This window comes from Pseudomonas sp. AC229 (assembly GCF_979254655.1).
Map to the genome: position 1 here is coordinate 1 of NZ_CEEDHK010000023.1, position 17554 is coordinate 17554.

Genomic DNA, 17554 nt, shown 5'->3' on the forward strand with positions numbered 1-17554 from the left:
GCCGTAGTGATTTCCGCGACGGGAATTAAAAAGCCCAAGGGCTTGCTGAAGATGAGGCGAAAGCAGTGTTTGTTCATAATTAGCTCACGTTAAATTATAATTTTTTGCTGGCAGAATCGGGACTATAAAAACAACGTTCCACAACTTTATTCGCCGTCTTCTTTATGGCTAGGCGAAACTTTCTGACGCGTCGTTGAAGCCGCACTCTCGCTTTGCTCCTTTATTCTTTTTTGGTTTTCTTTTAGTTCCCGCGTGATTTTTTCCTCAAGCAATAACTTTCCTTGGCGGTCGAACTCCCGCTCGATAGGCGTTACAACTGGAGGGTGACGAGGTGCCGCTTTATCAGCGTTAGCCGAGAGGACTGAAAGGAGGGAGAAGCCGCCCACTGCAAGGCCTAGGGCATAGGTGTTGAGCCACGCGCGACAACTAAAATTGAGAATATAAGGCTTGCAGCTTTGTATAGGCACGGCAATAACTCTGTGCGGCGGATAATCAAACTAAAACTACGCCAAACAGAACAGTGCGTGTGCAAGGGGCAACCGTGGCAAATGTATGAAACCTCTCTCAAGCCAAGGGAAAACAATAAAACCTCGCTCTTATTTATTCCGACAGAACAGTCTTACCTAACGAAGTGATATTTCTAAAACTAACGACCCACATTCATTGAGCACAATGACCATATTATTTGCGCACAAATAAAAAAGGCCCGCACTATGCGGGCCTTTTGCGGAGGAGTTGCCTATTACGCAGCGTTAGCTTCCATGGACTGGCGCATGGCCAAAGCGTCTTTCGGCAAATGCCGCGCAGCTTGAATCAAAGCCAACAGGGTCAGCAGCATTGCGATCGGTATCAGGTACATCGCGTCGTGCAAGCCCACCGCTTTGAACCCCTCGCTCATTTCAGCAGCGCCTGCGGCGTACATTGCCGAATGCGCGAAATGGTCGGAAAGCCAGCCCACAACCACCGGTCCAAGACCACCGCCGAGCAGGTACAGGCCGGCAAAGAAAAGTGCCATCGCGGTTGCACGCAGTCGCGGTTCGATTACGTCTTGAATCGAGGTGTAAACACAGGTGTAGAAGTTGTAGGAAAACAGCCAACCAAGACTAAAAATTGCCACGAACAAAGCAATGCTTCCGGCACCAAGCGATAACGCCCAGCCTGTCGCGACCGTAGAAATGGCCAGCGACGCCGCAGCCATCCACAGACGACCACGCTCGGAACGTTGGTGCGCCTTGTCGGCAAACCAGCCGCCGACCGTCAAGCCAACAAGCCCGGTAATGCCGACAATGATGCCGGTAGCAACTGCGGCCTGCCCCAGCGGCATCAGGAAGTAGCGCTGCAGCATCGGCACCATAAACGAGTTACAGGCATAGGTTGCGAAGTTGAAGCACAGCCCGGCGACCACCAGCCACCAGAATGTACGGATGCTCAACACCTTGCGAACCGGGCGATCGACCTTGACCGCCGCCACTTGCACCACCTCGGCCGCGCCACGCTGTGGTTCGCGGATGAAGAACATAAAGACGGCCAGGATCATGCCCGGAACGGCGGCGATGAAAAATGGCGCCCGCCAACTGCCAAAGGCTTCCACCATCGCACCGATGGTAAAGAAGGCGAGCAACAAGCCCAGCGGCAGGCCCAACATGAAAATACCCATGGCACGGGCGCGCTTGTTGGCGGGAAAGAGATCGCCGATCAGCGAGTTGGCGGCAGGCGCGTAACTTGCTTCACCGATGCCAACGCCCATGCGCACCAGAAGAAAGCTCCAAAATCCCGAAACGAAGCCGTTAACCGCAGTCAGACCGCTCCACACCATCAGTCCCCAGCCCATGATTTTGCTGCGCGAACCAGTGTCGGCCATGCGCCCCAACGGCACGCCGGCGATCGCGTAGACGATGGTAAAAGCGGTGCCAATCAGGCCGAGCTGCAGGTCGCTCAGGCTCCATTCATGGCGCAAGGGCTCGATGATGATCGCCGGAATGCTGCGGTCGAAGAAATTGAACAGGTTCGCAAGGAACAGCAAAAACAAGACACGCCAAGCATTGGCCGCCTGAGTAGCACTGGACATAAAGGAGTTCTCTTTTGTTGTTCTTATCTACGCTGACGTCGCCGCTACGCAAAAAACTGTAGGACAAAGCCCGAGGGTCCAATCTAGAGCCTCTGCGACGCGGTGTCTGTGAACATTCGTAAACCTTATGTAACGCGATTTTTTCTCGCTTTCTGCGCGGAGCTCTGGCGGAACGCGGCAGTTACCGCTGGTCGAAACGGCTTGCCAGATCTCTACGATATATCTTACGTTATATCTTAGAAACCCGAGACGAAAGTAAAACGATGAGAGACCACCATCACCATCCCTTCCATATGCGTGAAACCGATGAGTTCGAACGCCGCCCCGGTGGGCGCGGCGGACGCGGACCACGGGTGTTTGCACCAGGCGATTTGAAACTGTTGTTGTTGGCGCTGATCGCTGAACAACCCAGCCACGGCTACGACCTGATCCGCCGAATTGAAGATATGTTTGAAGGCGCGTATGCCCCAAGCCCAGGGGTTATTTACCCAACGCTAACCTTTCTTGAAGAAAGCGACCTGATTGCCGGCGATGCGCAGCACGGCAAAAAGCTCTACACCGCGACCGACACTGGCCGCGCCTCGCTCGCTGAGCAGCAAGTGGCGCTGGACGGGCTCAGGGTGCGCTTGGAAGTCAGTAAACGCTCAATGCGCGGCCATGACCGGCCGGCACAAATTCACGAGGCGGTGCATAACCTGCGGCACGCGTTGCAGCTGCACCATGGGCAATGGAGCGAGGCGGAAATCATCCGCGTGCGCGATTTGCTGAATGCCGCCGCCACCGCCATCGCTGCCGGCCCACAGCCGGCTCCAACCAACCCGGAGAGTGCGCAATGACACAACCCAACGCAGCGGGCATTCACCGCGTGATGCATGAAATTAAACGTCGTCGCCTGGATGTGATCCGCGTTACCGAGCTGACCCCCCATATGCGCCGCATCACCCTTGGCGGCCCGGACCTAGCGGGTTTTATCAGTTTGGGAAGCGACGACCATATAAAACTGTTTTTCGCCCAGACACCGGAGCAGCAAGCGGCGCTGGAAGCACTCCACGCTGGAGCGGAAACCGAGGGGCCCAAGCCGGCGATGCGCGACTACACGCCGCGCCGTTACGACGCGGCGGCGGGCGAGTTGGATATCGATTTCGTGCTGCACGGCGACGGCCCCGCTTCCACTTGGGCAGAGCAGGCAGCACCGGGGCAGCACCTGTATGCCGGGGGGCCACGCGGTTCGATGATCGTGCCCGATATGTTCGACAGCTACTTACTGATCGGCGACGAAACCGCTCTGCCCGCTATTGCACGGCGCCTAGAGGAACTACCGGCCGGGCGTCAGGTGCTGGCATTGATCGAAGTGGCCGACGCCGCCGAGCAGCAAGTCTTGCGCAGCGCGGCGAACGTGGCGGTGCAATGGTTGCGCCGAGACCAGGGAGAAAATCTGCTCAGCGCGGTGAAAACCATCACGCTGCCGAGTGGCTCGCTGTACACCTGGATCGCCGCGGAGTCGGCAACATCGCGTCGCGTGCGTCGCGTACTGCTTGATGACTTCGGTGTTGACGAGAACTTTCTGAAGGCCGCTGGCTATTGGAAACTCGACAGCACTACTGAGGACTAAGCAGCCCGGCGCTGCGCCATTGCGAAAGCCAGGCCAGGGAAGCATCGCTGCCCTCGCTGGGGCGGTATTCGGCACTCAGCCAGCCCGTGTATCCGACCTGGCGCAACGCCCCCAAGGCCGAGGCGAAATCAATGCTGCCGGTGCCTGGCTGATTGCGGCCAGGACAGTCTGCGAACTGTATGTGGCCAATCACTCCTGCCAAATCGGCAATTGCCTGAGACAAATCCAGGCCCTGGCGCGCCATGTGGTAAAGGTCGAGTTGGGCGGCGAAATTCTCGTGATTCACGGCGTTGACTAGCGCTCGCAATTGCTCCGGCGTATTGATTAAGAAGCCTGGCATATCCAGGGGATTGATCGCCTCGCTGAGCACTTTAATTCCCAAAGGCCGGAAGGCTTCCGCTGCCATCCGCACATTATCGACGAGCGTCGCAAGCGCTTGGTCGCGGCTCACGCCTTGAGCCAGGCGCCCTGGCAACACGTTGACACATTGCGGGCGCACCATGGCAGCGTAGGTAAGCGCCTCCTGCAAAGCCTGGGCAAACGCCTCGCGACGCTCGGGCACGGCGGCCAGGCCTGGGCCGCCAGAGGCAAGGTCGGGCGCAGCGATGTTGAGTAGTAGCAACGGCAGCCCGGCAGCTGCCAAGGCTTCCTTGAACTGAATAGCCGGGACTTCATAGGGATATTGCACTTCGACGCCCGAAAACCCCGCCGCAGCGGCAGCGGCGATACGCTTGAGCAGCGGTAGCTCGGTGAACAGCAGGGAGATATTGGCCGCGACCTTCATCAATGCGTCTCCCGGTACAGTTCGATAAGCGTTGCCGGGTCGCGCTCAAGATTGCCGACGTTGCTGCCATGCAAGCGCATCAGTTGCGCAGCCAATGCGCTGATCGGGGTACTTGAGTCATGCTCACGAGCAAGTTTCACGGCAGTATCCAAGTCTTTCAGTAAGGTGCGCACATGCCACTTGATGGGCTCGAATTGGCTCGCGGCCATTTGCGGCGCGAGAATTTGCAGCGGCTTGGAATCAGCGAAGCCACCGGCCAAAGCTGAAGCCAGCACACCCGCATCGACGCCGGATTTTTCCGCTAGCGCGACGACTTCAGCAATCACCAGCGCATTGCAGGAAACGATCATTTGATTGCATACCTTGGTGACTTGGCCCGCCCCTACGGAGCCCATACGGGTGAGACGCTGCCCCAGGTTCATCAGGACAGGGCGAACGCGCTCAATGTCCACTTCGCGCCCACCGGCCATAATGGTCAACGTGCCAGCCTCGGCACCCGCAACGCCTCCCGATACCGGTGTGTCCAGCCAATGCATGCCAGTACGGCTTTCCAGCTCAGCGGCCATTTCCCGGGTGGCGGCAGGTTCCAGGCTGGAGAAATCGACAAGTAACTGCCCTGCTTTCGCGCCGTCCATAACGCCGTTTTCGCCGAACACGACCTTGCGCACGACGCGCGTATCGGCGAGGCACAACATCACCACATCGGCGTGCGCGCACAGCTCGGCAGGGGTGCTGACTTGGCGGGCGCCGGCGGCTACCAGCGGCGCGCATTTCTCCGGTGAACGGTTCCAGACGGTCAGGGTGTAGCCGGCGGACAACAACCGCTGACACATCGGCAGCCCCATCAGGCCGATGCCAGCAAAGGCAATAGAAGGAAGGGACGCGTGCATCGCAAGACTCCAAAGGCGGCAGAAAACGGCAATCTTAACGCTCGCCCTCTGCCGCCGGCACCCCAATAAAAAGCCCCGCATAACGCGGGGCTTTTTATTGGCTGAATCGAATGCTTAGAAACGCTCGATTTTCGCCTTGGCTTCCAGTTCGGCGCGGAACGCAGCGAAGTCTTGCTGGCCACTGCGCGACGCGAGGAAGCGGCGGTACATCGCCTTGTCTTCTTCGCTCAAGCTTTCCTTCGGCTCGCTGACACCTTTGAGCTGCACGACGACATAGTCGCCGTTAGCCAGGGTGACGCCGGTGAAGGTGGGTTTGTCGGCCGATTCCGGTTTGCTCATGCGAAACAGCGCCTGCAACACGGAAGGTTCGATACCTTCCTGGCTACGGGTTGCAGCTTCCACGACCTTCCAGTCTTGCTGACCTTTGGCCTGAGCGACTGGGGTTTTGCCCTCGCGCAGATCAGCCACCATCGCCTTGCCTTTGGTTTCCACCGCCTCAGCGGCGCGCAATTGAATCAAGTGCTCGCGAATCGCAGCGGTGACTTTTTCAAGCGGCTGCTGCTCGGGCTTTTTGTGCTCTTTGACGCGCACAATCACCACGGTGTCGGGATCTAGCTCAATGGCTCCGCTGTTCGAGCCTTCTTCCAACACTTCCGGGCTGAACGCAGCCTGCAACACCTGACGGTTCGCGGTCAGACCCTCTCCCCCTTCGCGACCGAACGGCGCGCTGGTTTGCACCTGCAGGCCCTGTTCTTGCGCGGGTTGGCTGAGGTCCGACGCTTCGAATGCGGAGTCTTCGAGCGCCTTGCTGGCCTCAACGAATTTCTGCTCAACCTGCGCGGTTTTCAGCTCGCGGGTCAGTTTATCTTTCAAGCTGGCCAGGGTCGGTATTTCCGGTGCCTGCACGCCCAGCAACTTGATGATGTGCCAGCCGAAACTGCTGCGTACCGGGGCCGAAACAGCGCCTTTATCCAACGCATAGAGTGCTTCTTCGAAGGCGGGATCGTAGACACCTTTACCGGCATAGCCGAGGTCGCCACCGCTAGCCTTGGAACCAGGATCTTCGGACAGCTCTTTGGCCAACTTGGCGAAATCTTCGCCTTTGTCCAGACGCTGCTTGATCTCATCAATCTTCGCTTTAGCCTGCTCGTCGGTTTGCTTGTCGGTCACTTCGATAAGAATGTGCGCGGCCTCGCGTTGCTCAGCGAGGTTGGCAATTTCTTTCTCGTACGCGGCTTGGAGGTCCTCATTGCTGACCTCCACCTTGCTGAAGAACGCTTCTTTCTTCAGCTCGATATAATCAAGAACGACCTGTTCCGGACTCATGAACTGACTGGCGTTTTCGTGGTAATAGGCTTTGATTTCATCGTCAGAAAGCTTCACCGCTTTGGGATCTGCCTTGAGCGTCAACGTCGCGAAGTCACGGGTCTGTTTTTCCAGACGGGCGAAGTTTTGCACTTCTTCGTCAGTCACAAAGCCGCTACCGGACACGCCTGCACGCAACTGGCCGATGAGCATTTCTTGCTCAAGCATTTGACGGAACTGGAGACGGGTGTGCCCCATCTGCCGAATAACCTGGTCGAAACGGTCGGAGTTGAATTTGCCGTCTACCTGGAACTCTGGCGTGTTCAGAATCAACTGATCCAGAGCGGGTTGGGAAAATGCGAAATGGGCGTCTTTGCTGCTTTGCAGCAGCAGCTTGCGCTCGATCAAGCTTTTCAAAGCCGCTTCACGCAGCAGTTTGTCGTCGAGCAGCGAAGCGTCGAAATCTTTACCGAGGCGTTGCATCAACTGGCGGCGCTGGGCTTCCATCGCCTGGCTCAGCTCGTTTTGGCTTACTTCTTCACCATTGACCTTGGCAGCCTGTTGCGCGGTGCTCTGCGAAGTGAAAATAGCCTCGATGCCCGTGAATGCCATTAAGGCAACGATGACACCGATGATGGTCTTGGCAATCCAGCCTTGTGAATTGTCCCTGATGTTCTGCAGCATGCGTCCCCCAGAAACGACCGTACTGAAATAAGCGGCCGTGGAGCGTGGGTAGAATCCGGATAGAAGAAAGGCGCATCCGAGGATGCGCCTTCTCGTAGCTGGCGGGGCGACCGAGGCTCGTTTCGAACCTCGTTGCGCGGAACCGGTAATCTAACCAGCTCTGCTCTACCGCCTCGCGACTCGGCCAGCATTACGCTGGCCGAGGTGGGCAAAACCAGAAAGACGCTTAGTTAACGGCGTCTTTCAGAGCTTTACCAGCTTTGAAGCCTGGGATCTTAGCAGCAGCGATGCTGATCGGCTTACCAGTCTGTGGGTTACGGCCAGTACGAGCAGCGCGCTCTTTAACAGCGAAAGTACCGAAGCCTACCAGTACAACCGAATCACCAGCCTTGAGAGCGCCAGTTACGGATTCGATTACTGCGTCTAGCGCACGGCCAGCTACAGCTTTCGGGATATCAGCAGATGCAGCGATAGCATCAATCAGTTCCGACTTGTTCACTCTAAGTCCCCTTATTCCTGTTTGAGTTTATTTCTTAATTTTTGGGTGAAAGCAAAAACGGTGCTGGAAGGCCATTTGGCACAAGAAGAGCCGCTTTATAACAAGGGCTCTAAAAATGTGTCAAGGAAGCCCCCCGGCTAATGCGTGCTAATTCGCTCCTTGGAATCAGTCTCGCGTTTGTCATCCTTTGCAACCATCTCCGGAGCCGCATCGGGCAAGGGCTCCGGCGCGTATTGCAGCGCAATTTGCAGGACCTCGTCAATCCATTTAACCGGTTTAATCTGCAGGTCAGCCTTAATATTCTCTGGAATCTCTTTCAGATCACGAACGTTCTCTTCGGGAATAATCACAATCTTGATTCCGCCGCGATGAGCCGCAAGAAGTTTTTCTTTCAAGCCGCCGATTGCGAGAACTTGACCGCGCAAAGTGATCTCGCCAGTCATGGCCACATCTGCCCGAACCGGTATTTGCGTAAGCGCTGAAACCAGGGCCGTACACATGCCTACGCCGGCGCTGGGGCCATCTTTAGGGGTCGCCCCTTCCGGCATGTGAATGTGAATGTCGCGCTTCTCATGGAAGTCGAGCGCGACCCCCAGACTCTTGGCTCGACTGCGCACCACGGTGAGTGCTGCGGTAATGGATTCCACCATTACATCGCCCAAAGAGCCGGTCTTTATCAACTGGCCTTTGCCAGGCACAACAGCCGCTTCGATCGTCAGCAACTCGCCGCCAACCTGGGTCCACGCAAGCCCGGTGACTTGCCCGATTTGATCCTGCTGCTCGGCCAGTCCGTAGCGGTATTTACTGACGCCGAGGAAGTGCTCGAGCGAGTCAGCAGCCACGACGACTTTCATACGCTTCTCACGGAAATGCTCTTTGACGGCCTTCCGGCAAACCTTAGCGATCTGACGCTCGAGACTACGGACACCCGCTTCGCGTGTGTAGTAGCGGATCATGTCGCGGATCGCAGCCTCCTCGAATTCAAGCTCACCCTTCTTCAAACCGTTGGCTTGAAGCTGTTTCGGTGCGAGGTACTTCACCGCGATATTGACCTTTTCGTCTTCCGTATAGCCTGGTAGACGGATCACTTCCATACGGTCCAGCAGAGGCGCTGGAATGTTCATAGAGTTTGCGGTGCAGAGGAACATTACGTCTGAAAGGTCGTAATCAACCTCTAGATAATGGTCGTTAAAGTTGTGGTTTTGCTCAGGATCAAGCACCTCGAGCAGCGCCGAGGCCGGATCACCACGCATGTCCTGGCCCATCTTGTCGATTTCGTCGAGCAAGAAGAGCGGGTTGCGCACGCCAACCTTCGTCATCTTCTGAATTAGGCGACCTGGCATCGAGCCGATGTATGTACGACGGTGACCACGAATTTCAGCTTCGTCCCGCACGCCGCCGAGCGCCATGCGCACGAACTTGCGGTTGGTGGCATGGGCAATCGACTCAGCCAGCGAGGTTTTCCCGACGCCAGGCGGACCAACCAGACAGAGCACCGGACCTTTGACTTTCTTCACGCGTTTTTGCACGGCGAGGTATTCGAGAATCCGCTCTTTAACTTCTTCGAGGCCGTAGTGGTCAGCGTCCAGGATGTCCTCTGCCTTGGCGAGATCAAGCCGAACTTTGCTCTCCGCTTTCCATGGAACGTTGACCAGCCAATCGATGTACGAGCGAACCACGGTCGCTTCTGCGGACATCGGCGACATCTGCTTCAGCTTATTCAGCTCAGCCTGTGCCTTGGTGTGTGCTTCTTTCGTAAGGCCGGCATTCTCGACACGCTTTTTAAGTTCATCGAGTTCGTTATGACCTTCGTCGCCATCGCCCAGCTCTTTCTGAATAGCCTTCATCTGCTCATTCAGGTAGTACTCGCGCTGGCTTCGCTCCATCTGCTTTTTAACGCGGCCGCGGATGCGTTTTTCAACTTGCAGCAGATCGATCTCCGCATCCAGCAGAGCCAATACATGCTCAACGCGCTGGGAGAGTTCGGTAATCTCAAGGATCTCTTGCTTCTGTTCGATCTTCAGCGCCATGTGCGCCGCCATGGTATCAACCAGGCGGCTGGGCTCGTCGATGCTATTAAGCGAGGACAACACCTCGGCCGGCACCTTCTTGCCCAGCTGAACATATTGCTCGAACTGGCTTAAAAGACTGCGCGTAAAAACCTCAGACTCGCGCTCGGCAGCATCGACTTCTTCAATCAATTCCACCTGCGCACGGCAGTGGCCGTCAACTTCGATGAAGCGTTCAATAGTGCCGCGCTGCTCGCCTTCCACCAATACCTTTACTGTGCCGTCGGGCAGTTTCAGCAATTGCAGCACGGTGGCTACGGTACCGACGCGGTAAAGCGCGTCTTCAGCAGGATCATCATCTGCAGGGTTCTTTTGCGCGACTAGCAAGATCTGCTTGTCGCCGCTCATCGCAGCCTCAAGGGCTTCGATCGATTTTTCGCGCCCCACAAACAGCGGGATCACCATGTGTGGGTAGACCACGACATCACGCAGTGGCAAGAGAGGCAATTCGACTGTTGTCTTCATGATTTTCAGCTCTACGGCGGCCATTCGGCCGTAAACAGGTGGGAAATACCCTTGGACCTAAGATGGGGGCAGCCCAAACAAAAAACAAGCGCTGGTTCAGCAAAAGCAAAGGGGCCCGCAGGCCCCTTTGCTTTAACCATGTGACAACCGTGCTTTATGCGTCTGGCGCTGCTTTTGCCGGCGGCTCGCTGTTTTCGTAGATCAACAGCGGCTTGGAGGTGCCAGCGATTACGCTCTCGTCGATTACCACTTTGCTCACGTCGGTTTGCGACGGGATTTCATACATGGTGTCGAGCAGTACGCCTTCAAGAATGGATCGCAGACCACGGGCGCCGGTTTTGCGCTCCAAGGCCCGGTGAGCAACAGACTTCAGGGCATCCGGGCGGAATTCCAGGTCCACGCCTTCCATCTCGAACAGCTTGGCGTATTGTTTGGTGAGCGCATTTTTCGGCTCGGTGAGAATCTGCATCAACGCAGCCTCATCCAATTCGTCCAACGTCGCGATAACAGGCAAACGACCTACAAACTCAGGAATCAAGCCAAACTTGACCAAGTCATCGGGCTCAACCTGACGCAAGGATTCTCCGACTTTTTTGCCCAAATCAATGCTGCGCACCTCAGCGTTGAAGCCGATGCCGCCTTTGGCCGAACGGCCTTGAATAACTTTCTCAAGACCCGAAAACGCGCCGCCACAAATGAACAAAATGTTGCGCGTATCCACCTGCAGAAACTCCTGCTGCGGATGCTTGCGACCACCTTGCGGCGGAACCGAGGCGACCGTGCCTTCTATCAGTTTCAGCAAGGCTTGCTGCACGCCCTCACCAGAAACGTCACGAGTAATCGACGGGTTATCGGATTTGCGGGAAATTTTGTCGATTTCGTCGATATAGACGATGCCCATCTGGGCTTTTTCTACATCGTAATCACACTTTTGCAGCAGCTTCTGAATGATGTTTTCCACGTCCTCACCGACATAGCCGGCTTCGGTCAAAGTGGTGGCATCAGCGATGGTGAACGGCACGTTCAGCAAGCGAGCCAGCGTCTCGGCGAGCAGGGTTTTACCCGAGCCGGTCGGACCAATCAGCAGAATGTTACTTTTGCCCAGTTCGACATCATCTTTCTTGTCGCGCTGGTTGAGGCGTTTGTAGTGGTTATATACCGCCACCGCCAACACCTTTTTCGCGCGTTCCTGCCCGATCACATACTGATCAAGGATGGTGCTGATTTCCTTGGGCGCGGGAAGTTTGTGAGCGCTGCTCTCGGCCTGAGCTTCTTGCACCTCCTCGCGGATGATGTCATTGCACAGGTCAACGCACTCGTCGCAGATAAAGACCGAAGGGCCGGCAATCAATTTGCGTACTTCGTGCTGGCTTTTGCCGCAGAAGGAGCAATAAAGCAGTTTGCCGTTGTCCTCGCCGTTGCGGGTGTCAGTCATTCGTTCAATCCAATCCGATAGGCTTGAAACACAAGATGAGGGCAAATGCGGGCATTTTCAAGCCCGCATGGCGGCCATGTATTACTGACCGCTGCCAAAAGGCTTACTGAGCAGCCATTTCCCGCTTGCTCAGAACCTTGTCGATCAGACCGTAATTCACGGCGACTTCGCCGCTCATGAAGTTGTCACGGTCGGTGTCGCGGGCAATCACCTCGATCGGCTGACCGGTGTGGTGCGCCAGAATTTGGTTCAGGCGATCACGGATCGTGAGAATTTCACGGGTGTGAATTTCAATGTCCGAAGCCTGGCCCTGGAAGCCACCCAACGGCTGGTGAATCATCATGCGCGAATGCGGCAGGCAGTAACGCTTACCAGCGGCACCGCCAGCCAACAGAAGCGCACCCATACTGCAGGCTTGGCCGATGCAGATGGTAGACACGTCAGGTTTGATGAACTGCATGGTGTCGTAGATCGACATACCCGCAGTCACCGAACCGCCTGGAGAATTGATGTAGAGGTGAATGTCTTTGTCCGGATTTTCCGCTTCCAGAAACAGCAGTTGAGCTGCGACCAGGTTGGCCATGTAGTCTTCGACTGGACCGATGAGGAAAATCACGCGCTCTTTGAGCAAGCGCGAGTAGATGTCATAAGCGCGTTCGCCGCGGGCGGACTGCTCGATGACCATTGGCACCAAGCCACCAGCGGCCTGGATGTCATGCATTTGCGGCATAAAAGGATTACTGGACATGTATCCGACGCTCCCTAGCTTTTGTCATGTCTCAAATACACATAAGCCAGCACGAAGGCTGGCTTATGGTTGCTCGTACGACGTTAGGGTCAGGCTGCTTGTGGAGCTTCCGCCGGCTTGACCGCTTCTTCGTAAGAGACCTGCTTATCGGTCACATTGGCCTTCTGCAGAACAGTATCTACAACTTGTTCTTCCAGTACAACCGAACGCACTTCGTTCAGTTGCTGGTCGTTTTTGTAGTACCAGGACACCACTTGCTCAGGCTCTTGGTAGGCCGACGCCATTTCCTGAATCATCTCGCGAACGCGTGCTTCGTCAGGCTTGAGCTCGAACTGCTTGACCACCTCGGCCACGATCAGACCCAGCACAACGCGACGCTTGGCTTGTTCTTCGAACAGCTCGGCGGGCAATTGGTCAGGCTTAATGTTGCCGCCAAACTGCTGCACCGCTTGTACGCGCAGACGGTCAACTTCGTTGATCAAGAGTGCTTTCGGCACCTCGATAGGATTGGCAGACAGCAGGCCTTCCATCACTTGGTTTTTAACTTTCGATTTGATGGCCTGACGCAGCTCGCGCTCCATGTTCTTGCGAACTTCGGCACGGAAGCCTTCGAGACCGCCTTCTTTGATACCGAACAGGGCGAAGAAATCGTCGTTCAGCTCTGGCAGTTTTGGCTCGGCAACGCTGTTCACGGTGACGGCGAACTCGGCTTCTTTACCGGCCAGCTCCAGGTTTTGGTAGTCAGCAGGGAAAGTCAGCTTCAGCACGCGCTCTTCGCCCGCTTTTGCGCCAACCAGGCCATCTTCGAAACCTGGAATCATGCGGCCAGAGCCGATAACCAGTTGAGTGCCTTTGGCCGAGCCGCCAGCGAAAGCTTCGCCGTCTACTTTGCCGACGAAATCGATATTGACCTGGTCGTCTTTCTGAGCCGCACGGTCAGCAGTTTCGAAACGGGTGTTTTGCTTACGCAGGATTTCCAGCATGTTGTCGAGGTCGGCATCAGCAACTTCGGCCTGCAGGCGCTCGATGGCAATGCCGTCAAAGCCAGCAACCTGGAACTCAGGGAACACTTCGAAGGTGGCGACGTATTCGAGGTCTTTGCCTTTCTCGAAGGTTTTCGGCTGAACGGCTGGTGCGCCGGCCGGGTTCAACTTCTGCTCGACCACAGCTTCGTAGAAGGTGGCCTGGATCAGGTCGCTAAGAGCTTCCTGACGAGCAGCGTCTTCGTAACGCTGACGGATAACGCTCATCGGCACTTTGCCCGGGCGGAAACCCGGCACTTTGGCACGGCGTGCAGTCTGCTGCAGGCGCTTGTTTACTTCGGTCTCGATGCGCTCAGCAGGAACGCCAATGGTCATACGACGCTCAAGAGCGGAAGTATTTTCAACAGAAACTTGCATGAATATTCCTCGTTGCACAGACGTTAGCCGGCCGTTTCCGGCCCCAGAAATCAAGGGCATGCATTCTAGTGGCGAAAACTCAAGAAGTCACCACACACTGCGTCAGTCGTGCATTCATAAGGGGATTCCTACATAAGCGGAGCAATAGATGTCGCCGGCGCTTATATAAAGGAAAGAAAATAACGCCCGGAAAAAACCGGTGGCCGGGAAACAAAAAAGGCAGCCCGTTAACGGAGCTGCCTATTTGTTCGCTGAGATCAGCTTAGATGGTGCGGACGGAGAGACTCGAACTCTCACGCCTTGCGGCGCTGGAACCTAAATCCAGTGTGTCTACCAATTCCACCACGTCCGCGAAGCTTTGAAGCAAAGACGCCAGACTGTTTAAGGTCTGGCGTCTTTTCGAATATGGGGTGGACGATGGGGATCGAACCCACGACAACAGGAGTCACAATCCTGTGCTCTACCAACTGAGCTACGCCCACCATATTGCGTTGTTGCTGTGTTGCTTTGCTTGTATTGCCAAACAGCCTTGTGGCGTGCCCGGCAGGACTCGAACCTGCGACCATCCGCTTAGAAGGCGGATGCTCTATCCAGCTGAGCTACGGGCACTTGGCTGTGCTCGACAAGCGGGGCGAATGTTATAGACGAGCTCACCAGCCGTCAACACTAAAACGTAAAAAATTCAGTGAGATAAAGGAGTTACGGGAAAATGCTGACCGCCCGCCTTTGCCCGCTCGGCCGGTCATGCGAGAATGCGCGTCCTTTTTCAATCATTTCCGATGGTTAACCAAGCGTCATGACCGCACAACTTATCGACGGCAAGGCGATCGCCGCTAGCCTGCGCAAGCAGATCGCCCAACGTGTCGCCGAACGCAGCGAGCAAGGGCTTCGTACCCCGGGCCTGGCTGTAATTCTGGTCGGCAGCGATCCCGCTTCTCAGGTGTACGTTTCCCATAAGCGTAAAGACTGTGAAGAAGTCGGCTTTCTCTCCCATGCCTATGACCTACCGGCCAGCACCACTCAGGATGAATTGCGCGAGCTGATCGACCGTCTCAACGACGACGCCACCATTGATGGCATCCTCCTGCAACTGCCGCTCCCCGAGCACCTCGATGCCTCGCAACTGCTTGAGCGCATCCGCCCCGACAAAGATGTCGACGGTTTCCACCCGTTCAATATTGGCCGCCTGGCCCAGCGTATTCCGCTGCTTCGTCCATGCACGCCCAAAGGCATCATGACGTTGCTGGCCAGCACCGGCGTCGACCTTTATGGCATGGACGCGGTGATTGTCGGCGCTTCCAATATCGTCGGCCGTCCGATGGCGATGGAGCTGTTGCTGGCTGGCTGCACCGTGACCGTCACCCATCGCTTCACCAAAGACCTCGCTGGCCACGTCGGCCGCGCTGATCTGGTGGTGGTTGCGGCGGGCAAGCCGGGCCTGGTGAAAGGCGAGTGGATCAAGCCTGGCGCCGTGGTCATCGACGTGGGCATCAACCGCCAGGAAGACGGCAAGCTGGTGGGCGACGTGGTGTACGACACCGCCTTGCCCCGCGCCGGCTGGATCACGCCAGTGCCTGGCGGCGTCGGCCCCATGACCCGCGCATGCTTGCTGGAGAACACCCTGTACGCCGCTGAGCATCTGCACGACTGATATCCAATCGAACCACTGTGGGAGCGGCTTCAGCCGCGATTCCTGCAACCGGCAAAGCCAAAAGCATCGCGGCTAAAACCGCTCCCACAGGTTTTGGGATCGCAATAAAAAAACGGCACCTTCAAGGTGCCGTTTTTTATGCCCTACGAAAAACGCCGCTTACTTACGCGCCGCCTCCCACTGCTTCAACAGATCGTTGTAGTTAACGGTCTCGCCTTTGGGCTTCTCGTTAGCCAGTTTCGGCTTCGGTGCGCCCGGCTGGTCGAACCAGTACTGCGCATCCTTTTCCGGGTTCATTTTCGGACCGCAGATTGGCTGCACTTTCGAGCGTTCAAGACGCGTCATGATCGCGTCCTGGTCTTTAGCCAAACCGTCGAGCGCTTCCTGCGGGGTTTTCTCGCCGCTGGCCGCTTCCGAAATATGACTCCACCACAACTGCGCCAGGCGCGGATAGTCCGGCACGTTGGTGCCCGTCGGCGTCCATTGCACGCGGGCCGGGCTGCGATAGAACTCAACCAAACCGCCCAGTTTCGGCGCCATGTCGGTCATGGCTTGCGAGTTGATGTCCGACTCACGAATCGGCGTCAGACCCAGAATGGTCTTTTTCAGCGAAACGGTTTTCGAGGTCACGAACTGCGCGTACAGCCATGCGGCGAGACGCTGCTTTTCCGGGGTCGATTTCAGGAACGTCCACGAACCTACGTCCTGATAGCCGAGCTTCATGCCCTCTTCCCAGTACGGGCCACGCGGCGACGGCGCCATACGCCATTTCGGCGTGCCATCGGCGTTCACCACTGGCAGGCCCGGTTTGGTCATGTCGGCGGTGAACGCGGTGTACCAGAAGATTTGCTGAGCAATGTTGCCCTGCGCTGGCACCGGGCCAGACTCGGAGAACGTCATGCCCTGGGCTTCTGGCGGCGCGTAGGCGCGCATCCAGTCCACGTATTTCTGCGTGGCGAACACAGCGGCCGGGCCGTTGGTGTCGCCACCGCGGGTCACGCTGGAGCCCACCGGATGGCAGTCCTCTACGCGAATGCCCCACTCGTCCACTGGCAAGCCGTTAGGCAAGCCTTTGTCGCCGCCGCCGGCCATGGAGAACCAGGCATCGGTGAAGCGCCAGCCCAGGGACGGGTCTTTTTTGCCGTAGTCCATGTGCCCGTAAACGCGTTTGCCGTCGATTTCCTTGACGTCTTCGCTGAAGAATTTGGCGATGTCTTCATAGGCGGACCAGTTCACCGGCACGCCCAGCTCATAGCCGTACTTCTCTTTGAACTTGGCCTTCAAATCGGCGCGTTCAAACCAGTCGGCACGGAACCAGTACAGGTTGGCGAATTGCTGGTCGGGCAATTGATAAATCTTGCCGTCCGGCGCGGTGGTGAACGAGATACCGATGAAATCTTTCAGGTCCAAGGTCGGCGAGGTGAACTCTTTGCCTTCGTTGGCCATCAGGTCGGTGATGGATTCAGTTTTGCCGTAGCGAAAATGGGTGCCGATCAGGTCAGAGTCGTTCACCCAGCCGTCGTAGATGTTCTTGTCCGACTGCATTTGCGTTTGCAGTTTTTCCACCACGTCGCCTTCTTGCAGCAGGTCGTGGGTCAGGGTGATGCCGGTGATTTCGCTGAACGCTTTAGCCAGCACCTTGGATTCATATTCGTGGGTGGTCAGAGTTTCCGACACCACGTTGATCTTCATGCCGCGGAACGGCTCGGCCGCCTTGATGAACCACTTGAGCTCTTCGAGCTGCTGCTCAGGCGTGAGCGTGGACGGTTTGAACTCGCTGCCAATCCATTTCTTTGCCGCGTCTTCGTAAGCGTCCGCCCAGGCTGTTGCACTCAAGCCACTCAGGGCGAAAATCGCCGCCAACGTCACGCTATGTCGCAGTTTGTTGTTTTTGTTCAACATAGACACCTCCTGGTAATTATTAGGTAGAGCTCCAACCTCGCG

The 17554-nt window shown here is 56.6% G+C and carries 15 protein-coding genes and 3 tRNA genes; 3 read left to right on the forward strand and 15 right to left on the reverse strand.

Going from position 1 to position 17554, the window contains the following annotated elements:
* The 3 genes from AC0IW7_RS23750 to AC0IW7_RS23760 form a co-directional block, all read right to left on the reverse strand.
* Positions 1 to 77 (reverse strand): ESPR-type extended signal peptide-containing protein (locus tag AC0IW7_RS23750; protein ID WP_471821271.1); only part of this gene is annotated, 77 nt, incomplete at its 3' end.
* Positions 78 to 146: 69 nt separating this feature from the next.
* Positions 147 to 467: a hypothetical protein gene (locus AC0IW7_RS23755; RefSeq protein ID WP_471821230.1), complete on the reverse strand. Its 321-nt coding sequence runs from the start codon at positions 465 to 467 to the stop codon at positions 147 to 149.
* Positions 468 to 742: 275 nt separating this feature from the next.
* Positions 743 to 2068, reverse strand: a complete 1326-nt coding sequence (locus AC0IW7_RS23760) for a spinster family MFS transporter (RefSeq protein ID WP_471821232.1) — start codon at positions 2066 to 2068, stop codon at positions 743 to 745.
* A gap of 263 nt (positions 2069 to 2331) precedes the next feature.
* Between AC0IW7_RS23760 and AC0IW7_RS23765 the strand changes: the two genes are divergently transcribed.
* Both AC0IW7_RS23765 and AC0IW7_RS23770 read left to right on the forward strand, forming a co-directional pair.
* Positions 2332 to 2904: a PadR family transcriptional regulator gene (locus AC0IW7_RS23765; RefSeq protein ID WP_463382931.1), complete on the forward strand. Its 573-nt coding sequence runs from the start codon at positions 2332 to 2334 to the stop codon at positions 2902 to 2904.
* Complete coding sequence (locus tag AC0IW7_RS23770; protein ID WP_471821234.1) at positions 2901 to 3680, forward strand: siderophore-interacting protein; 780 nt, start codon at positions 2901 to 2903, stop codon at positions 3678 to 3680. The genes AC0IW7_RS23765 and AC0IW7_RS23770 overlap by 4 nt, the downstream gene beginning before the upstream one ends.
* Here AC0IW7_RS23770 and AC0IW7_RS23775 read toward each other — a convergent pair.
* From AC0IW7_RS23775 to AC0IW7_RS23825, 11 genes are all read right to left on the reverse strand, one after another.
* Positions 3667 to 4464: a hydroxypyruvate isomerase family protein gene (locus AC0IW7_RS23775; RefSeq protein WP_471821236.1), complete on the reverse strand. Its 798-nt coding sequence runs from the start codon at positions 4462 to 4464 to the stop codon at positions 3667 to 3669. The genes AC0IW7_RS23770 and AC0IW7_RS23775 overlap by 14 nt on opposite strands.
* The gene (locus tag AC0IW7_RS23780) at positions 4464 to 5354 is read right to left on the reverse strand and encodes an NAD(P)-dependent oxidoreductase (RefSeq protein WP_471821238.1); all 891 of its coding nucleotides are present in this window, start codon (positions 5352 to 5354) and stop codon (positions 4464 to 4466) included. The genes AC0IW7_RS23775 and AC0IW7_RS23780 overlap by 1 nt, the downstream gene beginning before the upstream one ends.
* A gap of 114 nt (positions 5355 to 5468) precedes the next feature.
* Entirely contained in the window at positions 5469 to 7343 is a 1875-nt protein-coding gene (locus AC0IW7_RS23785; RefSeq protein WP_471821239.1) for a SurA N-terminal domain-containing protein, read from the reverse strand.
* A gap of 226 nt (positions 7344 to 7569) precedes the next feature.
* Complete coding sequence (hupB, locus tag AC0IW7_RS23790) at positions 7570 to 7842, reverse strand: nucleoid-associated protein HU-beta (protein ID WP_003239952.1); 273 nt, start codon at positions 7840 to 7842, stop codon at positions 7570 to 7572.
* Between the two features lie 137 nt (positions 7843 to 7979).
* The gene (gene lon, locus AC0IW7_RS23795; RefSeq protein ID WP_471821241.1) at positions 7980 to 10376 is read right to left on the reverse strand and encodes an endopeptidase La; all 2397 of its coding nucleotides are present in this window, start codon (positions 10374 to 10376) and stop codon (positions 7980 to 7982) included.
* A 154-nt stretch (positions 10377 to 10530) separates the two neighbouring features.
* Positions 10531 to 11811, reverse strand: coding sequence for an ATP-dependent Clp protease ATP-binding subunit ClpX (gene clpX / locus AC0IW7_RS23800; protein ID WP_122495527.1), 1281 nt, complete (start codon positions 11809 to 11811; stop codon positions 10531 to 10533).
* Between the two features lie 103 nt (positions 11812 to 11914).
* Entirely contained in the window at positions 11915 to 12559 is a 645-nt protein-coding gene (gene clpP, locus AC0IW7_RS23805) for an ATP-dependent Clp endopeptidase proteolytic subunit ClpP (protein ID WP_463382937.1), read from the reverse strand.
* Between the two features lie 89 nt (positions 12560 to 12648).
* On the reverse strand, positions 12649 to 13959 hold the full coding sequence (gene tig, locus AC0IW7_RS23810) for a trigger factor (RefSeq protein WP_471821243.1): 1311 nt from the start codon (positions 13957 to 13959) through the stop codon (positions 12649 to 12651).
* 267 nt (positions 13960 to 14226) lie between these two features.
* A tRNA-Leu gene (locus AC0IW7_RS23815) sits at positions 14227 to 14311 on the reverse strand.
* A gap of 54 nt (positions 14312 to 14365) precedes the next feature.
* A tRNA-His gene (locus AC0IW7_RS23820) sits at positions 14366 to 14441 on the reverse strand.
* 50 nt (positions 14442 to 14491) lie between these two features.
* Positions 14492 to 14568, reverse strand: a tRNA-Arg gene (locus AC0IW7_RS23825).
* Between the two features lie 187 nt (positions 14569 to 14755).
* Between AC0IW7_RS23825 and folD the strand changes: the two genes are divergently transcribed.
* Positions 14756 to 15610 carry a bifunctional methylenetetrahydrofolate dehydrogenase/methenyltetrahydrofolate cyclohydrolase FolD gene (gene folD, locus AC0IW7_RS23830; RefSeq protein ID WP_122450797.1) on the forward strand — a complete coding sequence of 285 codons (855 nt, stop codon included), beginning with the start codon at positions 14756 to 14758 and terminating at the stop codon, positions 15608 to 15610.
* A gap of 159 nt (positions 15611 to 15769) precedes the next feature.
* Here folD and AC0IW7_RS23835 read toward each other — a convergent pair whose 3' ends face one another.
* Entirely contained in the window at positions 15770 to 17512 is a 1743-nt protein-coding gene (locus AC0IW7_RS23835; RefSeq protein ID WP_463382939.1) for an ABC transporter substrate-binding protein, read from the reverse strand.
* Between the last annotated feature and the right edge of the window lie 42 nt (positions 17513 to 17554).

Excerpts from the sequence above, each read along its gene's own strand:
- tig (WP_471821243.1), bottom strand. The coding sequence starts at position 13,959 with ATGCAAGTTTCTGTTGAAAATACTTCCGCTCTTGAGCGTCGTATGACC.
- AC0IW7_RS23775 (WP_471821236.1), bottom strand. The coding sequence starts at position 4,464 with ATGAAGGTCGCGGCCAATATCTCCCTGCTGTTCACCGAGCTACCGCTG.
- AC0IW7_RS23760 (WP_471821232.1), bottom strand. The coding sequence starts at position 2,068 with ATGTCCAGTGCTACTCAGGCGGCCAATGCTTGGCGTGTCTTGTTTTTG.
- lon (WP_471821241.1), bottom strand. The coding sequence starts at position 10,376 with ATGAAGACAACAGTCGAATTGCCTCTCTTGCCACTGCGTGATGTCGTG.
- clpX (WP_122495527.1), bottom strand. The coding sequence starts at position 11,811 with ATGACTGACACCCGCAACGGCGAGGACAACGGCAAACTGCTTTATTGC.
- AC0IW7_RS23835 (WP_463382939.1), bottom strand. The coding sequence starts at position 17,512 with ATGTTGAACAAAAACAACAAACTGCGACATAGCGTGACGTTGGCGGCG.
- AC0IW7_RS23770 (WP_471821234.1), top strand. The coding sequence starts at position 2,901 with ATGACACAACCCAACGCAGCGGGCATTCACCGCGTGATGCATGAAATT.
- AC0IW7_RS23765 (WP_463382931.1), top strand. The coding sequence starts at position 2,332 with ATGAGAGACCACCATCACCATCCCTTCCATATGCGTGAAACCGATGAG.
- clpP (WP_463382937.1), bottom strand. The coding sequence starts at position 12,559 with ATGTCCAGTAATCCTTTTATGCCGCAAATGCATGACATCCAGGCCGCT.
- AC0IW7_RS23780 (WP_471821238.1), bottom strand. The coding sequence starts at position 5,354 with ATGCACGCGTCCCTTCCTTCTATTGCCTTTGCTGGCATCGGCCTGATG.
- AC0IW7_RS23785 (WP_471821239.1), bottom strand. The coding sequence starts at position 7,343 with ATGCTGCAGAACATCAGGGACAATTCACAAGGCTGGATTGCCAAGACC.
- folD (WP_122450797.1), top strand. The coding sequence starts at position 14,756 with ATGACCGCACAACTTATCGACGGCAAGGCGATCGCCGCTAGCCTGCGC.